A 17,844-nucleotide genomic window follows, 5' to 3' on the forward strand; every position below is an offset into this window, starting at 1 on the left:
GTTTTTCTACTTCTTCGTATTTTCCTTCGGAAAAAAACCCGGGGGGGCCCCGGAGCGCATGGCGCGCGCTCCGGGGCCGACGGTGTGGACGACCCCTCAGCGGGTCGACGTCAGTTGTTGATACAGGTGTTGCCGAAGGCGGGGTTCAGCAGTCCGATCACCGAGATCGTGTTCCCGCAGACGTTCACCGGGACGTGCACGGGCACCTGGATCACGTTGCCGGAGAGGACACCCGGGGAGTGCACGGCGGCACCCTGGGCACCGGCATCGGCAACAGCCAGACCCGCGCCCGCGAGAACCAGCCCACCAGTGGCAGCCGCAGCAGCGACGACCTTCTTGATCATTATTCCTCCTTGTTGGCAATGCGATCCCAAGCAGCGGATCGCATCACCAGTAACGAGGGGGAATTAATGAGGCTACGCGCTTATCCTCGCATTCACTCTTCCCAGTCGCGCCCGTACAGGCGGCCGATTTTCCTCGCCCGGTGAAAGCTCGTTTCACCGGGACAATTCAGGACGCGTCGATGAACCGGTCGAGCACCCGGACCCCGAACTGGAGCCCGTCCACCGGGACCCGCTCGTCGACGCCGTGGAACATCCCGGCGAAGTCCAGCTCCGGCGGCAGCTTCAGCGGGGCGAAGCCGAAGCCGCGGATGCCGAGGTCGTCGAAGGACTTGGCGTCCGTACCGCCGGAGAGCATGTAGGGGACGGCCTTGGCGGTCGGGTCCTCGGCGAGCAGAGCGGACTGCATCGCCTCGACCAGCGCCCCGTCGAAGGAGGTCTCCAGCGCCTTGTCGGAGTGCACGTCCTCACGGCGCACCTTCGGGCCGAGGATCCGGTCGAGGTCGGCGAGGAACTCGTCCTCGTGCCCCGGCAGGAACCGCCCGTCGACGTGCGCGGTGGCCTCGCCCGGGATGACGTTGACCTTGTAGCCGGCGCCCAGCTGGGTCGGGTTGGCGGTGTTGCTCAGGGTCGCGCCGATCAGTTTGGCGATCCCGCCCAGCCTGGCGAGGGTCGACTGCATGTCCTCGGGGTCCAGCTGGGTGCCGAGCGCGTCGCCGAGCTCGTCGAGGAAGGCGCGGGTCGTCTTGGTGACCCGCACCGGGAAGGTGTGCCGGCCCAGCCGCGCGACCGCCTCGGACAGTTCGGTGATGGCGTTGTCCCGGTGGATCATCGAGCCGTGTCCGGCGGTTCCGGCCACGGTCAGCTTCATCCAGTGCATGCCCTTCTCGGCCGTCTGGATGAGATAGAGCCGCCGCTCCTCGCTCACGGTGAACGAGAACCCGCCCACCTCGCTGATCGCCTCGGTGACGCCGTCGAACAGGTCGCGGTGGTTGTCGACGAGGTGCCGGGCGCCGTAGGTGCCGCCGGCCTCCTCGTCGGCGAGGAACGCGAGCACGATGTCGCGGGGCGGCTTGCGTCCCGAGCGGAGCCGGTCGCGGACGACCGCCAGCGTCATCGCGTCCATGTCCTTCATGTCGACCGCGCCCCGGCCCCACACGCATCCGTCGGCGACCTCGCCGGAGAAGGGGTGGTGGGTCCAGTCGACCGCGTTGGCCGGTACGACGTCGAGGTGACCGTGGATCAGCAGCGCGGGCCTGGACGGGTCCTCGCCCTCGATACGCGCCACCGTGGAGGCGCGGCCCGGGTGCGACTCGAAGATCTCCGGTTCGAGTCCGACCTCCGCGAGCTTCTCGGCGACCCACTCGGCCGCCGTGCGCTCGCCCGGGCCCGAGTGGTCGCCGTAGTTGCTGGTGTCGATCCGGATCAGCTCGCGGCAGAGGTCCACGACCTCGTCCTCGCCGGTGACGCTCCTGGCCGTGTCGTCCGTCGCGCTCACGCTGGTTCCTCCCGCTGTCACTGCTGGTGGGTCCCCCTCATCCTCCCTCTCCCCCCGGGTCGCGCCCAAGACCGGTCCCGGCCCGTCACACGCCGTTCACGCGGGATGCCGGACCCGGCGGGGCGATCGCCCGTGATCGGGCACCCCGGAAAGCCTGGTAATGTTTACGACGTCGCCGCGAGGGAAACCCCGCACGACAGACACCTTGTCCGGGTGGCGGAATGGCAGACGCGCTAGCTTGAGGTGCTAGTGCCCTTTATCGGGCGTGGGGGTTCAAGTCCCCCCTCGGACACAGAACCAGTGAGGGTGGTTCCGGCCAGTGGCCGGGCCACCCTTTCTGCGTTTCTCGCCCCCAGTCACCCCCGTCGCCCGCCCCGCACCGCTGCGTACGGCTGCCTCACCGCCCCCTGTGCCGCCGTGTTGCGCTGCCCCGTCACCCTGTCTGTGCCGCTCCCCGAGGGCCCTTCCCGCCGATGTGGGGCAGATCTCGCCTCCCCGCGGACCGTGCAGGTCAGAGCCTCGCAGACGATCTTCCTCGCCTCTCCGGACGCCTCCCCGAGTGGCCGAAGCGAGCGGACGAGCCTAGCTTCGTACTAAAATTTCCGGCTTGTTACGGAGCTGGACCGGACAACCCCAGGCAGACCTGCGGGCCCGCCGGCGCCCCGGAGGCTTCCGGGCTCGAGACGCGAGGACCGATGGCAGCCATTCACGAGAGCAGTGCTCTCGGCCTGCTCGACGATGAAATCCACGCTCAACTCGGTGACACCGCCCGCTTCTCCGGCGGTCCCGCCGCCTCCGCGCGCACCCTCGTCGACGTCTTCGACGCGTCCGTGCGGTCGTTCCCGGACGAGCTCGCCCTGGACGACGGCAGCACGACCCTCACCTACCGCGCCCTCGCCGTCGAGGTGGAGAACCTCCGGCGCCGGCTCGCCGCCGCCGGGGTCGGGCTCGGCGACCGGGTGGGCGTCCGCGTCCCGTCCGGCACCAACGACCTCTACGTGGCGGTCCTGGCCGTCCTCGCCGCCGGCGCCGCCTATGTCCCGGTGGACGCCGAGGACCCCGACGAGCGGGCCGACCTGGTCTTCGGGGAGGCGGACGTGCGGGCCGTCGTCGGCGCCGGGCACGAGATCACCGTCCACGGCACGTCCGCGGGGCCCGCCGCCGCCCGGCCCGGCACCGAGCACGACGCCTGGATCATCTTCACCTCCGGCTCCACCGGGAAGCCCAAGGGCGTCGCCGTCAGTCACCGCAGCGCCGCCGCCTTCGTGGACGCCGAGGCGGCCCTGTTCCTCACCGAGGAGCCGATCGGCCCCGTCGACCGGGTCATGGCCGGGCTCTCGGTGGCCTTCGACGCGTCCTGCGAGGAGATGTGGCTGGCGTGGCGGTACGGGGCCTGTCTCGTGCCGGTGCCCCGCTCGCAGGTTCGCAGCGGCGCCGATCTGGGGCCCTGGCTGGTCGAGCAGGAGATCACGGTCGTCTCCACGGTGCCGACGCTGGCCGCTCTGTGGGAGCCCGAGACCCTCAACGACGTACGGCTGCTGATCTTCGGCGGTGAGGCCTGCCCGCCCGAGCTGGTGCAGCGGCTGGTGACGGAGGGGCGCGAGGTCTGGAACACGTACGGGCCGACCGAGGCCACCGTGGTGGCCTGCGCCTCGCTGATGTCCGGCGAGGAACCGATCCGGATCGGGCTGCCGCTCCGGGGCTGGGAACTGGCCGTCGTGGACGAGGCCGGGGAACCCGTGCCGCTGGGCGGCAGCGGACAGCTGGTGATCGGCGGGGTCGGGCTCGCACGGTATCTCGACGCCGAGAAGGACGCGGAGAAGTACGCGCCGCTGAAGTCGCTGGGCTGGGAGCGGGCGTACCGCAGCGGTGACCTCGTGCGCGCCGACGCCGACGGGCTCGTCTTCCTCGGGAGGGCCGACGAGCAGATCAAGCTCGGCGGCCGGCGCATCGAGCTGGGCGAGGTGGACGCCGCCCTCCAGGCGCTGCCCGGGGTCGCGGGGGCCGCCGCCGCCGTACGGACCGCCCGCAGCGGCAACCAGCTCCTGGTCGGGTACGTCGTGACGCAGGACGGCTGGGACCAGGCGGCAGCCGTGCAGCGGCTGCGCGCCGAGCTGCCCGCCGCCCTGGTGCCGCTGCTGGCGCCGGTGGACGACCTGCCCACCCGGACGTCGGGCAAGGTCGACCGCAACGCCCTGCCCTGGCCCCTGGAGGGCCTGGAGACCGGCGGCCCGGCCGAGCAGCTCTACGGCACCGAGGCGTGGCTCGCGGAGCAGTGGACGGAGGTTCTCGGCATCCCCGTGGGCAGTGCCCGCAACGACTTCTTCGCGATCGGCGGCAGCAGCCTCGCCGCCGCCCAGCTGACGACCCGGCTGCGCACCCGCTACCCCAGCGCGGCCGTCCTCGACATCTACCAGCAGCCCACCCTGCGCAAGCTGGCCCGGCATCTGGAGGGATCCGCCCAGGGCGACGGGGCGGCCCGCGTCATCGCCCCGGTGCCCGCGCGCGCCAAGGTGCTCCAGCTGCTGCTGCTCGCTCCGCTGTTCACCCTGCTCGGGCTGCGCTGGGCGGTGCCGCTGGCGGCGCTCGGCAACCTGCTGCCCGCGTACTCCTGGCTGCCGACCGCCCCGTGGTGGCTGGTCGGATCGGCCGCCCTGCTGCTCTTCAGCCCGCCCGGCCGGCTCGCGATCGCCGCGGGCGGGGCGCGGCTGCTGCTGCGCGGTGTGCAGCCGGGGCGGTACGCGCGCGGTGGCGGTGTCCATCTGCGGCTGTGGACGGCGGAGCGGCTGGCCGAGTTCAGCGGGGCCACCTCGCTGACCGGGTCGTGGCTGGAGCGCTACGCGCGGGCTCTGGGCGCGAAGGTCGGGCCGGACGTGGACCTGCACTCGCTCCCGCCGGTGACCGGCATGCTGAAGCTGGGCCGGGGCGCGGCCGTGGAGTCCGAGGTGGACCTGTCCGGCTGGTGGCTGGACGGCGACCGGCTGGAGATGGGAACGGTCAAGGTGGGCGCGCACGCCGTCGTCGGCACGCGCAGCATGCTCTTCCCCGGCGCCCGGGTCGGCAAGCGGGCCGAGGTGGCGCCGGGTTCGGCCGTCACGGGTCAGGTTCCCACCGGTCAGCGGTGGGCGGGCGCGCCCGCGGTCAAGCTCGGCAAGGCCAAGCGCAACTGGCCCAAGGAACGGCCCGCGCGGGGCACGTGGTGGCGTGTGTCGTACGGCCTGTCCGGTCTCGCGCTGACCTCGCTGCCGGTGCTGGCGGCCGGGGCGGCCCTGCTGGTGGCGAGCCGGTTCGTGACCCCGGGCGGCGGGCTCGGTGAAGCCCTGCGGGGCGCCGCGCTCGCCCTGGTCCCGGCCACCCTCGCCTTCGGTCTGGCGTACGCCGTGCTGCTGCTGATCGCCGTACGGCTGCTGAGCCTCGGTCTGCGCGAGGGCACGCATCCCACGCACAGCAGGATCGGCTGGCAGGCCTGGACCGTCACCCAGCTCATGGACCACTCGCGCGAGACCCTCTTCCCGCTGTACGCCGGGCTGATCACGCCGGTGTGGCTGCGGTTGCTGGGGATGCGGATCGGCAAGGGCGCCGAGGTGTCGACCGTCCTCGCGCTGCCCAGCCTGACCACGGTCGGTGAGGGCGCGTTCCTGGCCGACGACACGCTGACCGCGCCGTACGAGCTCGGCGGCGGCTGGATGCGGATCGGGCGGGCGGAGATCGGGCGGCGGGCGTTCCTCGGCAACTCGGGGATGACCGCGCCGGGCCGGAGCGTGCCGGACGGCGGCCTGGTGGGTGTGCTGTCGGCGACGCCGAAGAAGGCGAAGAAGGGCAGCTCGTACCTGGGGCTGCCGCCGGTGAAGCTGCCGCGGAACACCACCGGCGGTGACCAGAGCCGGACGTACGAGCCACCCGCGCGGCTGCTGTGGGCGCGCGCCCTGGTTGAGCTGTGCCGGATCGTGCCGGTGTTCTGCTCGGCGGGGCTGGCCGTGCTGACGGTGGCGGGGCTGTGCGCGCTGGGCGCCTGGGCACCGCTGCTGTCCGGGCTCGTACTGCTCGGGGCGGGGGGCGCGGCGGCCGTCGTCTCGATCGTCGCCAAGTGGCTGCTGGTCGGGCGGCACCGCGCCGGCGAGCATCCGCTGTGGAGCGGCTTCGTGTGGCGCAACGAGCTGGCGGACACCTTCGTGGAGGTGGTGGCCGTGCCGTGGCTGGCGGGCGCGGTACCGGGGACGCCGGTGATGACGGCGTGGCTGCGGGGGCTCGGCGCACACATCGGCCGGGGCGCGTGGGTGGAGAGCTACTGGCTGCCCGAGTCGGACCTGGTGACGCTGGGAGACGGGGCCACGGTCAACCGCGGGTGCGTCCTGCAGACTCACCTCTTCCACGACCGGATCTTGCGGACGGATACTGTGGTCCTCCGTGAGGGTGCCACGCTGGGCCCTGGCGGGATCGTGCTGCCCGGCAGCACGGTCGGGGCCCGTACGACCCTGGGTCCCGCGTCGCTCGTCATGGCCGCGGAGTCCGTCCCGGACGACACCCGCTGGCTCGGCAACCCGATCGAGGCATGGCGTCCCTGAGAAGGGGCTACCCGGAGTCGGCGAGGAGCGGTGCACCGGCGGCGGGTGGTTCGAGCACAGGTCAGGGAGCGGACGGGGAAGTGGCAGTTCAGCAGACGGTCGGGCCGGATCCGTATTTCCCGGCGAACGGTGACTCCCGTTACCGGGTGCACCGTTACGAGCTCACGCTGGACTACCGGCCCGGCCCGAACCGGCTGTCGGGGGCGGCGCGGATCAACGCCATCGTGGGACGCTCGGCGCTGCCCGAGTTCCAGCTGAACCTGGCCGACTTCAAGATCGGCCGGGTCCGGGTGGACGGCCGGCCGGCGCACTACACCCACCGTGGCGGCCGGCTGCGGGTCCAGCCCGCGAAGCCGCTGCGCGCCGGGGCCGCCTTCACCGTCGAGGTGCAGTGGTCGGGCAATCCCAAGCCGGTGAACAGCCCGTGGGGCGGGATCGGCTGGGAGGAGCTCGGCGACGGGGCGCTGGTGGCGAGCCAGCCCGTCGGGGCGCCTTCCTGGTACCCGTGCAACGACCGGCCCGCGGACAAGGCGTCGTACCTGATATCGGTCACGACGCCGTCGGCGTACTCGGTGGTGGCGGGCGGCCGGCTGCTGACGCGGACCACGAAGGCCTCGACGACCACGTGGGTGTACGAGCAGTCGGCGCCCACGTCGAGCTATCTGGTCGGCCTGTCGATCGGGAAGTACCAGACCGTCCTGCTGGGCGACCCGGGGCTCGGGGGCGTCCCCCAGCACGGGCACCTCCCGGCGGAGCTGCTGGCGGAGTTCTCGCGGGACTTCGCACGCCAGCCCGGGATGATGCACCTCTTCCAACAGCTCTTCGGGCCCTACCCGTTCGACGAGTACGCGGTCGTGGTGACGGAGGAGGAGCTCGATGTCCCCGTCGAGGCCCAGGGGCTGTCGCTGTTCGGCGCCAACCACGTGGACGGCGCGCGGGGTTCGGAGCGGCTGGTGGCGCACGAGCTGGCGCACCAGTGGTTCGGCAACAGCGTGTCCATCGCCGACTGGCGGCACATCTGGCTGAACGAGGGGTTCGCGAAGTACGCGGAGTGGCTGTGGTCGGAGCGGTCGGGCGGGCGCAGCGCGCAGCAGCTCGCCGCCGCCGCGCACCGGTCGCTGTCCTCGCTGCCGCAGGATTTGCGGCTCGCCGACCCGGGCCGCAAGTCGATGTTCGACGACCGGCTCTACGAGCGCGGCGGGGTCACCGTCCACGCGCTGCGCTGCGCGCTGGGCGACGAGGCGTTCTTCCACATGCTGCGCGCCTGGCTCGCGTTGCACCGGGGCGGGGTGGTGACGACGTCGACCCTCGTCGCACACGCGACACGGTTCGCGCCGGAACCGCTGGACGACCTGTTCGAGGCGTGGGTGTACGGAACGGCGCTGCCGCCGCTGCCGGTCCCCTCGGTGGGCCGGGGCGCGGCGTCGGCGTGACGCTCCGCTGTGACTGCGGTGACGAACCGGCCCGGTGATCAGCCCGTGGGCCCGGAGGAGCCGGTCGCGCAGTTCCCGCGTCCCTTCGAGGCGCGGGCCCTCGAGGGCGTGGACGGTGGGGCGGGCACAATGGGGGCATGGCCCGACGTACCGCCCGTCCGCGACAGCGCGCCTCCGCCGCTGTCCCCGCCTCCGCCGCCGCGCCCGCCGGCTGTCCGTGCGGGCTCCCCGAGCCGTACGAGGCGTGCTGCGGGCGTTATCACGCGGGCGGCGAAGCAGACACGGTGGCGGCGCCCACCGCCGAGGCGCTCATGCGGTCGCGCTACAGCGCCTTCGTGCGGGGCGACACGGGGTATCTGCTGCGGACGTGGCACCCGCGGACGCGGCCGGAGCGGCTCGAGCTCGACCCGGGCATGCGGTGGACTGGTCTGGAGATCCTCGGGACGGCGGACGGGACCGCCTTCCACCCGACCGGGACCGTGGAGTTCCGGGCGTCCTACCGGGGCGGCGCGCTGCACGAACGCAGCCGGTTCGAGCGAGTGGCCGGGGCGTGGGTGTACGTGGACGGGGAGTTTCCCGAGTAACGCAGGGCGCGCGTTACGGCGCCAGGATGTCCAGTTCCTGGAGGGCGCCGACGGTGATCTCCCGGGTGAGCTGCTCCGCGCGGGCCGCGTCGCCCTCGCGGACCGCTTCCGCGACCTGGACATGGAGGGTGACGGCGGCCGGGTCCGGGTCCTCGAACATGACCTCGTGATGGGTGCGGCCCGCCAGGACCTCCGCGACGACGTCGCCGAGGCGGGCGAACATCTCGTTGCCCGAGGCGGCGAGGATCACCCGGTGGAAGGCGACGTCGTGGACGAGGTACCCCTCCAGCCGGTGGCCGCGTGAGTGGGCCACCATGCCGAGCGCGCACTCCGTCAGCTCGGCGCACTGCTCCGCCGTGGCGTGTTTCGCCGCCAGGCCCGCCGCGACCGGCTCGATCGCCGAGCGCAGGACGGTGAGCGAGCGCAGCTGGCGGGGGCGGTCGGCGCCGGCCAGCCGCCAGCGGATGACCTGCGGGTCGTAGACGTTCCACTCGGCCCTGGGGCGGACCGTCACGCCCACGCGGCGGCGGGACTCGACCAGGTGCATGGACTCCAGCACGCGGACCGCCTCGCGCATCACCGAGCGGGAGACGTCGAAGCGCTGGGCCAGTTCGTCGGTGCGCAGGACACTGCCCGGCGGGTACTCACCCGCGGTGATGGCGGGGCCCAGGGTGTCCAGTACTCGGCCGTGCAGACCCCGGCCCGGTGTGGTCATGCACTCAGAGTACGGGGTAGATCACTGAGCCAAAAAGTCAGACTTATTAGTCACAGACTCTTGAATTAGTCGTACCTAATCGGTTTCAGTGTGCTCGACATCAGGTGTCGAGGAAGACAGCGAGGCAGAGATGCGTACCCCCCACGTCGTCGTGGTGATGGGCGTCGCCGGCACGGGCAAGACCACCATCGGTCCCCTGCTCGCCGCCCGGCTTTGCGTCCCCTACGCCGAGGGCGACGACTTCCACCCGCAGGCCAACATCGCCAAGATGTCGGCCGGCACCCCGCTCGACGACGACGACCGGTGGCCGTGGCTCGACGCCATCGGCGCCTGGGCCGACGAGCGGGCCGGACTCGGTGGGGCGGTCAGCTGCTCGGCGCTGAAGCGGTCGTACCGGGACCGGCTCAGGGCAGCGGCCCCCGGAGTGGTGTTCGTGCACCTCTCCGGCGACCGCGCGCTGATCGAGGACCGCATGGCGCACCGGCGGGGTCACTTCATGCCGACCGCACTGCTGGACTCCCAGTTCGCCACGCTCCAGCCCCTGGAGGCGGACGAGGCGGGCGTCGTCGTCGATGTCTCGGGCAGCCCCGAAGCGATCACCGGGCGGGCCGTGGCCGCGCTCGCCGCGCTTCCCGACCCGGTCGCCTGACCCCTTTCACTCCCCTCCCTCATCCCCATCACCGCAAGGGACTCCCCTGTGACCAGACTCAACGCCGAGCTGCTGGCAGCGGACACCGTCGAGCCGATCACCTCGGCCGGCCACGCGCAGCTGGGCATCGCCGTTCTGGCGGGCATCGCTGTGATCGTCCTGCTCATCACCAGGTTCAAGCTCCACGCCTTCCTGGCGCTGACCATCGGCTCGCTCGCGCTCGGCGCGTTCGCCGGGGCGCCGCTCGACAAGGCCATCGCCTCGTTCACCACCGGGCTCGGCGCCACCGTCGCCGGGGTGGGCGTGCTGATCGCGCTGGGCGCGATCCTCGGCAAGATGCTCGCGGACTCCGGCGGCGCCGACCAGATCGTCGACACGATCCTGGCCAGAGCGGGCGGCCGGTCCATGCCGTGGGCGATGGTACTGATCGCCTCCGTCATCGGACTGCCGCTGTTCTTCGAGGTCGGCGTGGTGCTGCTGATCCCGGTCGTGCTCATGGTCGCCAAGCGGGGCAACTACTCGCTGATGCGGATCGGCATCCCGGCGCTGGCCGGTCTTTCGGTGATGCACGGCCTCGTCCCGCCGCACCCCGGCCCGCTGGTCGCGATCGACGCGGTCGGCGCCAACCTGGGTGTCACCCTGGCGCTCGGCGTACTCGTCGCCGTACCGACGGTCGTCGTCGCGGGTCCGCTGTTCTCGCGGGTCGCCGCCCGCTGGGTCGACGTCCCCGCCCCCGACCGCATGATTCCCCAACGGCCCTCCGAGGACCTGGAGAAGCGGCCCGGCTTCGGCGCCACCCTCGCCACCATCCTGCTGCCCGTCGTGCTGATGCTGTCCAAGGCGCTGGTCGACATCGTGGTGGACGACCCCGAGCACACCGTGCAGCGCGTCTTCGACGTCGTCGGATCCCCGCTGATCGCGCTGCTCACCGCCGTGCTCGTCGGCATCTTCACCCTGCTGAGGCCCGCCGGGTTCGCCAAGGACCGGATCTCGGGGCTGGTCGAGAAGGGGCTCGCGCCCATCGCGGGCATCCTGCTGATCGTCGGCGCGGGCGGCGGTTTCAAGCAGACGCTGATCGACTGCGGTGTGGGCCGGATGGTCCTGGACATCTCCAAGGACTGGTCCATCCCGGCGCTGCTGCTGGCCTGGCTGATCGCGGTGGTCATCCGGCTGGCGACCGGTTCGGCGACCGTGGCGACGATCTCGGCGGCCGGCCTGGTCGCGCCGCTCGCGGCCGACATGTCGACCACGCACACGGCGCTGCTGGTCCTGGCCATCGGCGCCGGCTCGCTGTTCTTCAGCCATGTCAACGACGCCGGGTTCTGGCTGGTGAAGGAGTACTTCGGGCTCACCGTCGGCCAGAACATCAAGACCTGGTCGGTCATGGAGACCATCATCTCCGTGGTCGGCGGCGGTCTGGTCCTGCTCCTCTCACTGGTCATATAGCGGTACGGCGAGAGCGGGAAGGAGTACGAGGATGACTCACCACCTGTTCGACATCAGTGGCCGGACCGCCCTGGTCACCGGTTCCAGCCGGGGCATCGGCCTGGCCCTGGCCCGGGGCCTCGCCGAGGCCGGCTGCACGGTGGTCCTCAACGGGCGGGACGCGGACCGCCTCGAGCGGGCGGCCGCCGGACTGCCCGGCGAGGTGCACACCGGCGCGTTCGACGTCACCGACGGCGCCTCGGTGCGTGCCGGGATCGCGGAGATCGAGGACCGGGTCGGCCCGCTCGACATCCTGGTCAACAACGCGGGTATGCAACTACGCGCCCCGCTCCTGGAGTTCACCGACTCCGACTGGCACCGGCTGCTGGACACCAACCTCACCAGCGCGTTCCTGGTGGGCCGGGAGGCCGCTCGCCGGATGACGGAACGCGGCCGAGGAAAGATCATCAACATCTGCTCGCTGCAGAGCGAGGTGGCCCGCCCCGGCATCGCGCCCTACGCGGCCACCAAGGGCGCGCTGAAGATGCTCACCAAGGGCATGTGCGCGGACTGGGGACCGTACGGCGTCCAGGTCAACGGCCTCGGGCCCGGCTACATCGAGACCGAGCTGACCCGGCCCCTCGTCGAGGACGAGGAGTTCAGTGCCTGGGTGCGGCGCCGCACTCCGGCCGGGCGGTGGGGCCGCACCGAGGACCTGGTGGGCGGGGTGCTGTTCCTCGCCTCGCCCGCGGCGGACTTCGTCGGCGGACAGGTGCTGTACGTCGACGGGGGTATGACGAGTGTGCTCTGACCAGTGGGTTAGAGGGGACGTGACGGCGGATGCTCGGTTGTGTGATCCACGGTCGGGGCGACCTGCGCGTCGGGGAACTGCAACCGCCGGTGCCCGGACCGGGTGAGGTGCTCGTCGCCGTCCGTTACGGTGGGATCTGCGGCTCCGACCTGCACTACTGGCGGCACGGCGGGGTCGGTGACTTCCGCCTGACGGAGCCGATGGTGCCGGGGCACGAGGTGGTGGGGACGGCCGTCGCGTACGGCTCCCCCTCCCCCTCGGGTCCCCCCGCCGGCACGTCGGTCGCCGTGCACCCCGCCACGCCGTGCGGGGTGTGCCCGGAGTGCGCGGACGGGCGGCGCAACATCTGCCGGGACACCCGCTATCTGGGCAGCGCGGCCCGCACACCCCATGTGCAGGGCGGGTTCGCGGCCTTGATCGTCGTCCCGGCCGGGCAGCTGCGGCCGCTCCCGGAAGGGCTTCCGTCGCGCCGGGCCGCGCTGGCCGAGCCGCTGTCGGTGGCGCTGCACGCGGTGCGGCGGGCCGGGCCGGTGGCCGGACGGCATGTCCTGGTCACCGGCGCCGGGCCCATCGGCTGCCTGGTGGTGGCGGCGGCGAAGGCGGCCGGCGCGGCCCGGGTGACCGTGACCGACCCGCTGCCCACCGCGCTCGGGTACGCGCGTGCCGCCGGCGCCGACACCGTCGTACGGGCCGATGATCCGGCGGACCCCGGGTGGCCGTCGGAGGCGGACGTGGCCGTCGAGGCGTCCGGGGTGGCCGCCGGGCTCCACGCCTGCCTTCGGCTGGTGCGGCGCGGCGGGGTCGTCGTGCAGCTCGGCATGCTGCCGCCCGGCCAGAGCCCCTTCGCCGGGAACCTCGTGGTCAGCCGGGAGATCGAGTTGCGCGGGGCGTTCCGCTTCGACACGGAGTTCGACGCGGCGCTGCGTCTGCTCGCGGTCGAGCCCGCGTTCGACGCGCTGATCAGCGCCGTGGTCACGGTGCGGGACGCGGAGTCGGCGTTCGCCCTCGCCGCGGACCGCGGCCGCTCCTGCAAGGTGCTGCTGGACTTCGGGAGTTGAGGGGCATCGGGGCATCGGGGGCAGGTCGGGCTGACGGCGGGACCGGGGGAAGAGGGGCCGGGGGAAGAGGGGCCGGGCGAAAGGGGCCGGGCGAAAAGGAGCCGGGGTGACGGAGGCCCGGGTGACGGAGGCCCTTGTGACGGGGGCGGTCAGGGACGCCACAGGCGGTGTTCACGGCGGGCCCATTCCCGGCTCACCGAGCCCGTGCGCATTCCGCGGCGGGCCTCCGGATCGCCCAGGGCCATGCCGATGTGGCCGGCCAGGACGACGCCGATCGTGAGGGCGAGCCAGTCGTGGACGAACGTCGCGCTGGTGCGCCACATGATCGGGGTGAGGTGGGTGAACCACATGAGCAGGCCCGTGCCGAGCATCACGAGGGTCGCCCCGGCGATCCAGGCCGCGTAGACCTTCTGTCCGGCGTTGAACTTGGCCGCCGGACGCGACTCCCGGCGCTTGTCCCGGTTCAGAGCGGCCCACAGCCAGCGGCGGTCGTGCGGGCCGAAGCGGTTGAGGTGCCTCAGGTCGGCGCGGAACGCGCGGGAGGCGAGGCCCGCCAGGACGGGCACGGGAAGGGCCAGGCCCGCCCACTCGTGGACCCGGACGACCAGGTCGCGGCGCCCCACGAGCTGGGCGAACTCGGGGATGTACAGGAAGGCCGCCGTCAGCACGCACACGCCCATCAGCAGGGCCGTGGTGCGGTGCACCCACCGTTCGGCGCGGGTGAAGCGGGGGATCTCGGTGGTCGCCGGCGGCGCCTCAGCTCGTAGGGTCATCGTCCCGTCCGTTCGAACGGCCGACCCAGGCGTCGACGTCGTAGCCGCGGTCCTCCCAGTAGCCGGGCTTCACCTTCTCGGTGACGGTGATGCCGGAGAGCCACTTGGCGGACTTGTAGAAGTACATGGGCGCCACATAGAGGCGGACGGGCCCGCCGTGGTCGTGGCCGAGGTCCTTGTCCTGCATGCGCAGCGCGACCAGGACGTCGGCGCGGCGGGCCTGGGCGAGGGTGAGGCTCTCGGTGTAGGCGCCGTCGAAACAGGTGAAGCGGATCGCGCCGGCGTCGGCGTGGACCCCGGCCGCGTCGAGCAGGGCGGACAGCCGGACGCCTTCGAAGGGCGTGCCCGGCACCCGCCAGCCGGTGACGCACTGGACGTCCTTGACCATCCGGGTCTGCGGCAGGGCCCTGAGGTCGGCCAGCGTGTAGGCGGCGGGACGGTCGACGAGGCCGTCCACGGTGAGGCGGTAGTCCGTGGCGTTCTTGTGTGGGACCGAGGACGTCACCGAGTAGTAGCGGAAGCCGCCGCCGTTGGGGAGCAGTCCGGTGAGGCCGGTGGGGTCCTTGTCGGCGGCACTGCCGAGGAAGGCCTCCGCCGCGCGCTGGAGCGGGGGCGCGGCGACGACCCCGAGGGCGCCGAGCGCGAGCGTACCGAGGAAGACCCGCCGCCCGACGGGCGCGCCACGCTCCGCGGGCCCTTCGGCGGCGGCCCCTCGGTCCTCGGCCGGCCCGGGGGCTTCGGCCGACCCGGGGCCCTTGGCCGACCCGGAGGCCGTGGCCGGCTCGGGGGCCCTGGCCGGGCCGGAGGCCGTGGCCGACCCAAGGGCCCCGGACGGCCCGGAGGCTCTGCCGCGCTCCGATGGTTCGGCCGACTCGGATGCCCTGGCCGGACCGGAGGCCGTGGCCGACCCAAGGGCCCCGGACGGCCCGGAGGCCCTGCCGCGCTCCGATGGTTCGGCCGACTCGGATGCCCTGGCGGAGCCAGCAGCCCTGGCCGGGCCGGAGGCCGTGGCCGACCCAGGGGTCTCGGGCGGCCCGGAGGCCTTCGCCCGGTCCGGGGGTTCGGCCGGGTCGGGTGCCCTGGGCGGCTCGGGGGGTTCGGCCGGCTTGGGTGGTTCGGGGTTCACCTTTCCATTCGAGCACTCGGGAGGCCGTGGGGGCCAGGTATCCCGGGTGGCCGTCAGAATTCCGTCATGACTTCTTACCTCGCTCTCAGGCCGAGCGCACCGGCGCGGGCCGCGAGGATAGACCGGATGGGGGCGCGGTCCGGGTACGACCAGGGCTCGGGGGTGTGGACAGGGGTCGACCGCCGCGAGGTAGCGGGAATCTGGTGGCGGACCGGCCCTGGTGGGACCCCCTGCCGCCGGTGACCCGTCGCCCCGGTGTGGCGTACGCCATGGCGCGGCCCGCCCGTACCGCACACCATGGCCATAGGCCGCCGCGCGTACCCCCGGCCCTGTGCACGGGTGCCGCGGCGGAGTCGAACGCCCGGTTCCGGGTACTCCCGGAAGCAGCGTTCCGGGCGGGTCCGGAGCGCATGGTTACGGGCACTCCCAGGGGCACGGAGGGCGCTGGGACGCTACAGTCGGCCACTACGCATCCCGTCCGTGGTCCGACCGGATGATCGAGGTAGGCAGCGTGTCGGTTCTGGTTCTGGTTCTCGCCGTGAGTGCCGCCTGCTGCCTGGGCTTCGGGTTCGTACTCCAGCAGAACGCGGCCCAGCAGGCGCCCCTCGGTGACTTCCTCTCCCCCCGGCTGCTGCTGGACCTGATGAAGGTGCCGCGCTGGCTGGGCGGCATCGGCCTGATGGTGGCGGGCATGGCGCTGGGCGCGATCGCGCTGGGTCAGGGCGAGATCTCCCTGGTCGAGCCGCTGCTCGCGACCAACCTCCTCTTCGCCCTCGCGCTCTCCCGGCACCAGACAAAACAGCCGCTGGGCCGTCAGGGCTGGGCCGGCCTGGTCCTGCTCGCGGGCGGGGTCAGCACCTTCATCGTGGCCGGCGAGCCACGCGGCGGCAGCGCGGTCTCGGATCCCCTGCGGCACTGGCTGATCATCGGGGTGATGATCGGACTGGCCCTGTTGCTCACCACGTACGCCAAGCGCTCCCGGCTGAGTTCCGGCCCTGTGTTGCTGTCCCTCGCGGCGGGTCTGCTGTACGGCGTCCAGGACGCGCTGACCCGGGTCAGCGGGCAGCGTTTCGGCGCGGGCGGCCTCGGCGAGCTGTTGACCGGCTGGCAGCCGTACGCGGTGCTCGCGTTGGGCGTGACCGGCCTGGTGCTGGTCCAGAGCGCGTTCGAGACGGCGCCGCTGCGCATGTCGCTGCCCGCGCTGACCGCGGCGCAGCCCCTCGCGGGGATCATCTGCGGGGTCGGCTTCCTCGGCGACCGGCTCCGCACCGACACCGGCGCGCTGGCCTGGGAGGCGGCGGGGCTGGCGGCGATCGTCGCGGGCATCGTGCTCCTCGGACTGCACCCGGCGATGCCGCGGGGCGCGGCGCCCAGCGAAAAGGTCCCGGACCTCCAGCCCCAGCAGCCGTAGCCGTAGCCGTAGCCGTAACCACCGTCAGGGCCGGAGCCGTCGGCACCGTCGGCGGGCCTGCTTGGACGGGCCTGCTTGGATGGGCCCATGAGCGCTGCTGACGAGATCCTCGACATCGTCGACGAGAACGACGTGGTCGTCGGACAGTCCCCCCGTGGGCAGGCGTACGCCGAGGGACTGCGCCACCGCTGTGTCTTCGTCCGCGCCAGGGACGCCGAGGGCCGGATCTTCGTCCACCGCCGGACCCCGGTCAAACTGGTCTTCCCCTCGCTGTACGACATGTTCGTCGGCGGGGTGGTCGGCGCGGGCGAGGCCTACGACGACGCCGCCCTGCGCGAGGCCGAGGAGGAGCTGGGCGTGAGCGGCCTGCCCCGCCCGGAGTTCCTCTTCAAGTTCCTCTACGACGCCGGCGCCGCGGGGAGCTGGTGGTCGGCCGTCTACGAGGTCCGCTGCGATCTGCCGGTGGACCCTCAGGTGGAGGAGGTCGCCTGGCACGACTTCCTCCCCGAGGAGGAGATCGAACGGCGACTGTCCGTCTGGGAGTGGGTACCGGACGGGCTCGCGGCGTACGAGCGGCTCAGGCAGCACCGGGCGAGAGGCTGAGCAGGGCGAGCCGAGCAGGGCGGGCATCGCTGCGCCGGGCATCGGGATCCGGCCGGGCGGTGGGTGGCGGGTAGGGTCCTTCAGGTGATCGAGTTCGTACAGAACGTCCGGTTGTGGTTCGCTCCCGAGCAGGTCCGGGAGGAGGGCCGCACGCCCGACTACCGGTTCTCGCTGGCGAACGAGCGAACCTTTCTGGCCTGGCTGCGCACCGCGCTCGCGCTGATCGGCGGGGGTTTCGCGGTGGACCAGTTCCTGCCGGACCTGCGCTGGGGCTCGCGGGTCGGGCTGGCGCTCGCGCTGCTGGCCGCGGGCGTGCTGTGCTCCTTGCGCGCGGTCAACCACTGGATACGCTGCGAGCGGGCGATGCGCCGGGGCGAGGACCTGCCGGCGTCCCGCTTCCCCGCGTTGCTGGGCGTGCTGATCGCGGTGGTGGCCGTGGCGATGGTCGTCGTGGTGCTGGTGGGGTGGGACGGGTGAGCGGGGAGGCCCGGTCGGCGCGTGACCCCCGCCCTCAGCCCGAGCGCGACCCCGGTCTTCAGCCGGAACGGACCCGGCTCGCCTGGCGGCGCACCACCCTGGCGAGCACCGTGGCCGCCGTACTCGCCGTCAAGGCGGCGCTGCACGGCGGGGTGTCGGTCTCCGGGATCGTCGCCTGCGGCCTGTGCTGCGGACTGTGGCTGGCCTTCCTGCTGCTCGCCCACCGCCGGATCCACGCCCTGTCCGCCACGGCGAGCCCGGAGGCGCTCGCCCCGCGACACGCCACGGCGGCGGTCCTGTGCACGGTGGCGACGGCGGTGTGCGCCGCGGCGCTGGTGGTGGTCTAGGACCTCGGCCTGCGCGCCTCCCCTCCCC

General features: G+C 72.7%; 15 protein-coding genes, 1 tRNA gene and 1 pseudogene. 12 read left to right on the plus strand and 5 right to left on the minus strand.

What is annotated here, in order from left to right; all coding sequences use genetic code 11:
* Positions 1-110 precede the first annotated feature (110 nt).
* A complete protein-coding gene (gene chpH / locus ACFWBB_RS12615; protein ID WP_385270005.1) occupies positions 111-344 on the minus strand; it encodes a chaplin ChpH in 234 nt (77 codons plus the stop codon).
* Between the two features lie 166 nt (positions 345-510).
* Positions 511-1,839 (minus strand): M20/M25/M40 family metallo-hydrolase, encoded by a 1,329-nt coding sequence (locus tag ACFWBB_RS12620; protein ID WP_385270007.1) that lies wholly within the window; start codon positions 1,837-1,839, stop codon positions 511-513.
* Between the two features lie 207 nt (positions 1,840-2,046).
* Here ACFWBB_RS12620 and ACFWBB_RS12625 point away from each other — a divergent pair.
* The 4 genes from ACFWBB_RS12625 (at position 2,047) to ACFWBB_RS12640 (ending at position 8,421) form a co-directional block, all read left to right on the plus strand.
* Positions 2,047-2,131, plus strand: a tRNA-Leu gene (locus tag ACFWBB_RS12625).
* Between the two features lie 403 nt (positions 2,132-2,534).
* Positions 2,535-6,404, plus strand: a complete 3,870-nt coding sequence (locus ACFWBB_RS12630) for a Pls/PosA family non-ribosomal peptide synthetase (RefSeq protein WP_385270009.1) — start codon at positions 2,535-2,537, stop codon at positions 6,402-6,404.
* Positions 6,405-6,484: 80 nt separating this feature from the next.
* A complete protein-coding gene (locus ACFWBB_RS12635; protein WP_385270011.1) occupies positions 6,485-7,837 on the plus strand; it encodes a M1 family metallopeptidase in 1,353 nt (450 codons plus the stop codon).
* Positions 7,838-7,974: 137 nt separating this feature from the next.
* Entirely contained in the window at positions 7,975-8,421 is a 447-nt protein-coding gene (locus ACFWBB_RS12640; RefSeq protein ID WP_385270013.1) for a YchJ family protein, read from the plus strand.
* Between the two features lie 13 nt (positions 8,422-8,434).
* Here ACFWBB_RS12640 and ACFWBB_RS12645 read toward each other — a convergent pair whose 3' ends face one another.
* Positions 8,435-9,136, minus strand: a complete 702-nt coding sequence (locus tag ACFWBB_RS12645) for a FadR/GntR family transcriptional regulator (RefSeq protein WP_385270015.1) — start codon at positions 9,134-9,136, stop codon at positions 8,435-8,437.
* A 130-nt stretch (positions 9,137-9,266) separates the two neighbouring features.
* Between ACFWBB_RS12645 and ACFWBB_RS12650 the strand changes: the two genes are divergently transcribed.
* From ACFWBB_RS12650 to ACFWBB_RS12665, 4 genes are read left to right on the plus strand one after another with little or no spacing between them, the layout of a single operon-like run.
* Positions 9,267-9,785, plus strand: coding sequence for a gluconokinase (locus ACFWBB_RS12650; protein WP_385270017.1), 519 nt, complete (start codon positions 9,267-9,269; stop codon positions 9,783-9,785).
* A gap of 48 nt (positions 9,786-9,833) precedes the next feature.
* Positions 9,834-11,231 (plus strand): gluconate:H+ symporter, encoded by a 1,398-nt coding sequence (locus ACFWBB_RS12655; protein ID WP_385270019.1) that lies wholly within the window; start codon positions 9,834-9,836, stop codon positions 11,229-11,231.
* 31 nt (positions 11,232-11,262) lie between these two features.
* Entirely contained in the window at positions 11,263-12,021 is a 759-nt protein-coding gene (locus tag ACFWBB_RS12660) for an SDR family oxidoreductase (RefSeq protein ID WP_385270021.1), read from the plus strand.
* 29 nt (positions 12,022-12,050) lie between these two features.
* Positions 12,051-13,079: an L-idonate 5-dehydrogenase gene (locus ACFWBB_RS12665; protein ID WP_385270023.1), complete on the plus strand. Its 1,029-nt coding sequence runs from the start codon at positions 12,051-12,053 to the stop codon at positions 13,077-13,079.
* 149 nt (positions 13,080-13,228) lie between these two features.
* On the opposite strand, the gene ACFWBB_RS12670 is transcribed toward ACFWBB_RS12665, so the two are convergent.
* Entirely contained in the window at positions 13,229-13,852 is a 624-nt protein-coding gene (locus tag ACFWBB_RS12670) for a cytochrome b/b6 domain-containing protein (protein ID WP_385270025.1), read from the minus strand.
* A pseudogene (locus tag ACFWBB_RS12675) lies at positions 13,836-14,555 on the minus strand (molybdopterin-dependent oxidoreductase); the annotation flags it as partial. The gene ACFWBB_RS12670 and the pseudogene ACFWBB_RS12675, both read right to left, overlap by 17 nt.
* A 934-nt stretch (positions 14,556-15,489) precedes the next feature.
* Here ACFWBB_RS12675 and ACFWBB_RS12680 point away from each other — a divergent pair.
* The 4 genes from ACFWBB_RS12680 (at position 15,490) to ACFWBB_RS12695 (ending at position 17,816) form a co-directional block, all read left to right on the plus strand.
* Positions 15,490-16,389 carry a DMT family transporter gene (locus ACFWBB_RS12680; protein ID WP_385270027.1) on the plus strand — a complete coding sequence of 300 codons (900 nt, stop codon included), beginning with the start codon at positions 15,490-15,492 and terminating at the stop codon, positions 16,387-16,389.
* 87 nt (positions 16,390-16,476) lie between these two features.
* Positions 16,477-16,992, plus strand: coding sequence for an NUDIX hydrolase (locus ACFWBB_RS12685; protein ID WP_385270029.1), 516 nt, complete (start codon positions 16,477-16,479; stop codon positions 16,990-16,992).
* 84 nt (positions 16,993-17,076) lie between these two features.
* A complete protein-coding gene (locus ACFWBB_RS12690; RefSeq protein ID WP_385270031.1) occupies positions 17,077-17,469 on the plus strand; it encodes a YidH family protein in 393 nt (130 codons plus the stop codon).
* Positions 17,466-17,816: a DUF202 domain-containing protein gene (locus tag ACFWBB_RS12695; protein WP_385270033.1), complete on the plus strand. Its 351-nt coding sequence runs from the start codon at positions 17,466-17,468 to the stop codon at positions 17,814-17,816. Before ACFWBB_RS12690 ends, ACFWBB_RS12695 begins: the two co-directional genes overlap by 4 nt.
* The last annotated feature ends 28 nt before the right edge of the window (positions 17,817-17,844 follow it).

The sequence above is a fragment of the Streptomyces sp. NPDC060000 genome (assembly GCF_042737375.1).
In the GTDB taxonomy this organism is placed as follows: domain Bacteria; phylum Actinomycetota; class Actinomycetes; order Streptomycetales; family Streptomycetaceae; genus Streptomyces.

Coding starts and splice junctions, on each gene's coding strand:
- chpH (WP_385270005.1), bottom strand. CDS start 344: ATGATCAAGAAGGTCGTCGCTGCTGCGGCTGCCACTGGTGGGCTGGTT.
- ACFWBB_RS12640 (WP_385270013.1), top strand. CDS start 7,975: ATGGCCCGACGTACCGCCCGTCCGCGACAGCGCGCCTCCGCCGCTGTC.
- ACFWBB_RS12660 (WP_385270021.1), top strand. CDS start 11,263: ATGACTCACCACCTGTTCGACATCAGTGGCCGGACCGCCCTGGTCACC.
- ACFWBB_RS12650 (WP_385270017.1), top strand. CDS start 9,267: ATGCGTACCCCCCACGTCGTCGTGGTGATGGGCGTCGCCGGCACGGGC.
- ACFWBB_RS12670 (WP_385270025.1), bottom strand. CDS start 13,852: ATGACCCTACGAGCTGAGGCGCCGCCGGCGACCACCGAGATCCCCCGC.
- ACFWBB_RS12685 (WP_385270029.1), top strand. CDS start 16,477: ATGAGCGCTGCTGACGAGATCCTCGACATCGTCGACGAGAACGACGTG.
- ACFWBB_RS12630 (WP_385270009.1), top strand. CDS start 2,535: ATGGCAGCCATTCACGAGAGCAGTGCTCTCGGCCTGCTCGACGATGAA.
- ACFWBB_RS12645 (WP_385270015.1), bottom strand. CDS start 9,136: ATGACCACACCGGGCCGGGGTCTGCACGGCCGAGTACTGGACACCCTG.
- ACFWBB_RS12665 (WP_385270023.1), top strand. CDS start 12,051: ATGCTCGGTTGTGTGATCCACGGTCGGGGCGACCTGCGCGTCGGGGAA.